Source organism: Flavobacterium sp. GT3P67, from assembly GCF_004349155.1.
GTDB lineage: Bacteria > Bacteroidota > Bacteroidia > Flavobacteriales > Flavobacteriaceae > Flavobacterium > Flavobacterium ranwuense.
This window is the reverse complement of sequence record NZ_SMLF01000022.1, coordinates 1-5485: the sequence shown is the minus strand read 5'-3', so window position 1 is coordinate 5485 and position 5485 is coordinate 1. Positions and strand designations below refer to the sequence as shown.

The following is a 5485-nucleotide window of genomic DNA, read 5'->3' as shown; positions in this document are numbered from 1 at the left end:
CAAAAAATCCTCATCAAATTCATGATGAGGATTCTTCAAAGAAAGGCGACGACATACTCTCCCACATAACTGCAGTACCATCTGCGCAGGCGGGCTTAACTACTCTGTTCGGGATGGGAAGAGGTGAGCCCCGCCGCAATAACCACCTTAAGAGGTTATAATTGCTTTGGGCAATTATTTGCAATTCGTAATTCTTAATTGTGAATTCGTAATTACAATAATATCTTAACATACTGAGATAAAGAAAATAAAAAGTTTTGAGAAAGTTTCTTCCCCGGGTTGCCCCGGGGAAAAGCGTACATAAGCTTACGGGTTATTAGTACTACTCGACTATGACATTACTGCCTTTACATCTATAGCCTATCAACGTGGTCATCTCCCACGACCCTTAAAAGAAATCTCATCTTGTGGTGGGTTTCGCGCTTATATGCTTTCAGCGCTTATCCCTTCCAAACGTAGCTACTCTGCGATGCCACTGGCGTGACAACAGATACACTAGAGGTTTGTCCAATTCGGTCCTCTCGTACTAGAATCAGATCCACTCAAATTTCTTGCGCCCACAGTAGATAGAGACCGAACTGTCTCACGACGTTCTGAACCCAGCTCGCGTGCCACTTTAATGGGCGAACAGCCCAACCCTTGGGACCTTCTCCAGCCCCAGGATGTGACGAGCCGACATCGAGGTGCCAAACCCCCCCGTCGATATGAGCTCTTGGGGGAGATCAGCCTGTTATCCCCGGCGTACCTTTTATCCTTTGAGCGATGGCCCTTCCATGCGGAACCACCGGATCACTATGCTCTACTTTCGTACCTGATCGACCTGTATGTCTCTCAGTCAAGCTCCCTTATGCCATTGCACTCTACGCACGGTTACCAAGCGTACTGAGGGAACCTTTAGAAGCCTCCGTTACTCTTTTGGAGGCGACCACCCCAGTCAAACTACCCACCAAGCAATGTCCCCCCGATTGGGGGTTAGGCCTCAGACAAACAAAGGGTTGTATTTCAACAATGACTCCACAACGCCTAGCGACGCCACTTCACAGTCTCCAACCTATCCTACACATCATTTGTCCAAGGTCAATACTAAGCTATAGTAAAGGTGCACAGGGTCTTTTCGTCCCACTGCGGGTAAGCGGCATCTTCACCGCTACTACAATTTCACCGAGCTCATGGCTGAGACAGTGTCCAGATCGTTACACCATTCGTGCAGGTCGGAACTTACCCGACAAGGAATTTCGCTACCTTAGGACCGTTATAGTTACGGCCGCCGTTTACTGGGGCTTCAATTCAATGCTTCTCCGAAGATAACATCTCCTCTTAACCTTCCAGCACCGGGCAGGTGTCAGGCCCTATACTTCATCTTACGATTTTGCAGAGCCCTGTGTTTTTGATAAACAGTCGCCTGGACCTCTTCACTGCGGCCAGCATTGCTGCTGGCGACCCTTCTCCCGAAGTTACGGGTCTATTTTGCCTAATTCCTTAGCCATGAATCTCTCGAGCACCTTAGGATTCTCTCCTCGACTACCTGTGTCGGTTTGCGGTACGGGTACTTATTACCTGAAGTTTAGAGGTTTTTCTTGGAAGCCCTTAGGCGCACTATCTCTTTGTCCGAAGACTCCGAGTACTATCGTATTTCCCCAAGCCGCGTGGATTTGCCTGCGCAGCTTATAGGTAGGTACTTCAACGAACTATTCCGTCAGTTCGCGGCGCTTTCATCACTCCGTCACCCCATCACAGTAATAACTAGTACGGGAATATTAACCCGTTGTCCATCGACTGTCCCTTTCGGGTTCGCCTTAGGTCCCGACTAACCCACAGCTGATTAGCATAGCTGTGGAAACCTTAGTCTTTCGGTGTGCGGGTTTCTCGCCCGCATTATCGTTACTTATGCCTACATTTTCTTTTCTCACCGGTCCAGCATACCTTACGATACACCTTCTACCCTGTGAGAATGCTCCCCTACCACTTGTAATTAATTACAAATCCATAGCTTCGGTAATATACTTATGCCCGATTATTATCCATGCTCGTCCGCTCGACTAGTGAGCTGTTACGCACTCTTTAAATGAATGGCTGCTTCCAAGCCAACATCCTAGCTGTCTGGGCAGACAAACCTCGTTCTTTCAACTTAGTATATATTTGGGGACCTTAGCTGATGGTCTGGGTTCTTTCCCTCTCGGACTTGGACCTTAGCACCCAAGCCCTCACTGTTATAAAACATTATATAGCATTCGGAGTTTGTCAGGAATTGGTAGGCGGTGAAGCCCCCGCATCCAATCAGTAGCTCTACCTCTATATAACTTTACGCATAACGCTGCACCTAAATGCATTTCGGGGAGTACGAGCTATTTCCGAGTTTGATTGGCCTTTCACCCCTACCCACAGGTCATCCGAAGACTTTTCAACGTCAACCGGTTCGGTCCTCCACTGTGTGTTACCACAGCTTCAACCTGCCCATGGGTAGATCACACGGTTTCGCGTCTAACACTACTGACTAAAGCGCCCTATTCAGACTCGCTTTCGCTACGGATCCGTGGCTTAACCACTTATCCTTGCCAGCAACGTTAACTCGTAGGCTCATTATGCAAAAGGCACGCCGTCACCCCACGAAAGGGCTCCGACCGCTTGTAAGCGTATGGTTTCAGGATCTATTTCACTCCGTTATTCACGGTTCTTTTCACCTTTCCCTCACGGTACTGGTTCACTATCGGTCTCTCAGGAGTATTTAGCCTTAGCGGATGGTCCCGCCAAATTCAGACAGGATTTCTCGTGTCCCGCCCTACTCAGGATACCACTATCGTTATCTTCTATTACTTATACAGGGCTATCACCTTCTTTGGCTCTACTTTCCAGTAGATTCTAATTCTATCCGCAACAAATGTCGTGGTCCTACAACCCCAATATTGCCGTAACAACATTGGTTTGGGCTAATCCGCGTTCGCTCGCCACTACTTACGGAATCACTTTTGTTTTCTTCTCCTCCGCCTACTTAGATGTTTCAGTTCAGCGGGTTTGCCCACCTATCGGTGTACTATGTCTTCAACATAGTGGGTTGCCCCATTCAGGTATCTACGGATCAATTCGTGTGTGCCAATCCCCGTAGCTTTTCGCAGCTTATCACGCCTTTCATCGCCTCTGAGAGCCAAGGCATCCCCCATACGCCCTTATTTTGCTTATTGTACCAACACATTATTTAAAATGTGCCGTTTCTTTTACTTGTCTAATGATAAACAAGCAAAAAATGCTTTCTACTTTTTATTATTTTCTTATCTCAATATGTCAATGAACTTTATCTGTGTCATTTTGTAAACTTGGTTATTCGATTATTTGGTTTCCCAAATTAACAAATTACCGCATGAACCAATCAACAGATTCGTGGAGAATAACGGAGTCGAACCGTTGACCTCCTGCGTGCAAGGCAGGCGCTCTAGCCAGCTGAGCTAATCCCCCAATCTTTTTTAATTATGAATTGTGAATTACGAATTACGATGTATATCGTGATTTTTCAACTCTAGAATTTCTTCTTTTATTTAAGTTTAAAATAGTTGTCTCGGACAGACTCGAACTGTCGACCCCTACATTATCAGTGTAGTACTCTAACCAGCTGAGCTACGAGACACTCTTATTCTTAAATGGTATTATTTGAACTAACAGCAAGAGTAATAAAACTTCATTATTTGTTTCCATTTCGAACTTTCGTCTTCTTTCCTAAAAGTGTTGTTTGCACAACTAACATTTAGGCTCTAGAAAGGAGGTGTTCCAGCCGCACCTTCCGGTACGGCTACCTTGTTACGACTTAGCCCTAGTTACCAGTTTTACCCTAGGCAGCTCCTTGCGGTCACCGACTTCAGGCACCCCCAGCTTCCATGGCTTGACGGGCGGTGTGTACAAGGCCCGGGAACGTATTCACCGGATCATGGCTGATATCCGATTACTAGCGATTCCAGCTTCACGGAGTCGAGTTGCAGACTCCGATCCGAACTGTGACCGGTTTTATAGATTCGCTCCTGGTCACCCAGTGGCTGCTCTCTGTACCGGCCATTGTAGCACGTGTGTAGCCCAAGGCGTAAGGGCCGTGATGATTTGACGTCATCCCCACCTTCCTCTCAGTTTGCACTGGCAGTCTCGTTAGAGTTCCCGACATGACTCGCTGGCAACTAACAACAGGGGTTGCGCTCGTTATAGGACTTAACCTGACACCTCACGGCACGAGCTGACGACAACCATGCAGCACCTTGTAAATTGTCTTGCGAAAGATCTGTTTCCAAACCGGTCAATCTACATTTAAGCCTTGGTAAGGTTCCTCGCGTATCATCGAATTAAACCACATGCTCCACCGCTTGTGCGGGCCCCCGTCAATTCCTTTGAGTTTCATTCTTGCGAACGTACTCCCCAGGTGGGATACTTATCACTTTCGCTTAGCCACTGAGATTGCTCCCAACAGCTAGTATCCATCGTTTACGGCGTGGACTACCAGGGTATCTAATCCTGTTCGCTACCCACGCTTTCGTCCATCAGCGTCAATATATTAGTAGTAACCTGCCTTCGCAATTGGTATTCCATGTAATCTCTAAGCATTTCACCGCTACACTACATATTCTAGTTACTTCCTAATAATTCAAGTCTAGCAGTATCAATGGCCGTTCCACCGTTGAGCGATGGGCTTTCACCACTGACTTACTAGACCGCCTACGGACCCTTTAAACCCAATGATTCCGGATAACGCTTGGATCCTCCGTATTACCGCGGCTGCTGGCACGGAGTTAGCCGATCCTTATTCCTACAGTACCGTCAAGCTCGGACACGTCCGAGTGTTTCTTCCTGTATAAAAGCAGTTTACAATCCATAGGACCGTCATCCTGCACGCGGCATGGCTGGATCAGGCTTGCGCCCATTGTCCAATATTCCTCACTGCTGCCTCCCGTAGGAGTCTGGTCCGTGTCTCAGTACCAGTGTGGGGGATCTCCCTCTCAGGACCCCTACCCATCGTTGCCTTGGTAAGCCGTTACCTTACCAACAAGCTAATGGGACGCATGCTCATCTTTCACCGTTGTGACTTTAATTATAAAATGATGCCATTCTATAATACTATGAGGTATTAATCCAAATTTCTCTGGGCTATCCCTCTGTGAAAGGTAGATTGCATACGCGTTACGCACCCGTGCGCCGGTCTCTGGTTCCGAAGAACCATACCCCTCGACTTGCATGTGTTAAGCCTGCCGCTAGCGTTCATCCTGAGCCAGGATCAAACTCTTCATCGTATATTGTTGAGTCCAGATAAATCTGTGCTCTTTGTTTATTCGACTAAATTCTAGTGGTTTTTTCAAATCTCTCGATTCTATTACTCTTATTCTTTTGTCTTGAAATCTCTTTCAAAACGGCTGTCAATTCAATATGTCTAGGAACGTGTTCTTCTTAATATTTCCCCTCATTCACACTACTTAAAGTGTTTCTCGAAGCGGGTGCAAAAGTACAACTTCTTTTT

The 5485-nt window shown here is 46.9% G+C and carries 2 tRNA genes and 3 rRNA genes; all 5 read right to left on the bottom strand.

What is annotated here, in order from left to right:
* Positions 1–40: 40 nt before the first annotated feature.
* The 5 genes from rrf to E0H99_RS17025 all read right to left on the bottom strand — a co-directional run bounded on the left by rrf (position 41) and on the right by E0H99_RS17025 (position 5261).
* Positions 41–150 (bottom strand): 5S ribosomal RNA (rrf, locus tag E0H99_RS17045).
* Between the two features lie 146 nt (positions 151–296).
* Positions 297–3179: ribosomal RNA gene (locus tag E0H99_RS17040) — 23S ribosomal RNA — on the bottom strand.
* Between the two features lie 197 nt (positions 3180–3376).
* Positions 3377–3450: transfer RNA gene (locus tag E0H99_RS17035), tRNA-Ala, on the bottom strand.
* Between the two features lie 95 nt (positions 3451–3545).
* A tRNA-Ile gene (locus E0H99_RS17030) sits at positions 3546–3619 on the bottom strand.
* A 128-nt stretch (positions 3620–3747) separates the two neighbouring features.
* Positions 3748–5261: ribosomal RNA gene (locus E0H99_RS17025) — 16S ribosomal RNA — on the bottom strand.
* Together the 16S, 23S and 5S rRNA genes with 2 tRNA genes alongside form the textbook arrangement of a ribosomal RNA operon.
* Positions 5262–5485 lie beyond the last annotated feature (224 nt).